The sequence below is a fragment of the Hymenobacter pini genome (assembly GCF_020421205.1).
In the GTDB taxonomy this organism is placed as follows: Bacteria; Bacteroidota; Bacteroidia; order Cytophagales; family Hymenobacteraceae; genus Hymenobacter; species Hymenobacter pini.
This window is the reverse complement of sequence record NZ_JAIZZH010000016.1, coordinates 1-522: the sequence shown is the minus strand read 5'-3', so window position 1 is coordinate 522 and position 522 is coordinate 1. Positions and strand designations below refer to the sequence as shown.

At 55.2% G+C, this 522-nt stretch carries 1 rRNA gene; it reads right to left on the bottom strand.

Going from position 1 to position 522, the window contains the following annotated elements:
* Positions 1-8: 8 nt before the first annotated feature.
* Positions 9-522 (bottom strand): 16S ribosomal RNA (locus LF252_RS22715); the annotation flags it as partial.

The window sequence follows — 522 nt, the reverse complement described above, 5'->3', positions numbered from 1 at the left end:
AGCTCCAGAAAGGAGGTGATCCAGCCGCACCTTCCGGTACGGCTACCTTGTTACGACTTAGCCCCAGTTACCTGTTCTACCCTAACTGGCTTCGTTGCGGAGCACCAGCTTCAGGTCTACCAGACTTCCATGGCTTGACGGGCGGTGTGTACAAGGCCCGGGAACGTATTCACCGCGTCATTGCTGATACGCGATTACTAGTGATTCCAGCTTCATGAAGTCGAGTTGCAGACTTCAATCCGAACTGAGAACGGCTTTGTGAGATTGGCATCACATCACTGTGTAGCGACCCTCTGTACCGTCCATTGTAGCACGTGTGTAGCCCTAGGCGTAAGGGCCATGATGACCTGACGTCGTCCCCGCCTTCCTCACTGCTTGCGCAGGCAGTCCATCTAGAGTCCCCAGCTTAACCTGATGGCAACTAAATGTAGGGGTTGCGCTCGTTGCGGGACTTAACCCAACACCTCACGGCACGAGCTGACGACGGCCATGCAGCACCTTGCTTTGTGTCCCGAAGGAAAG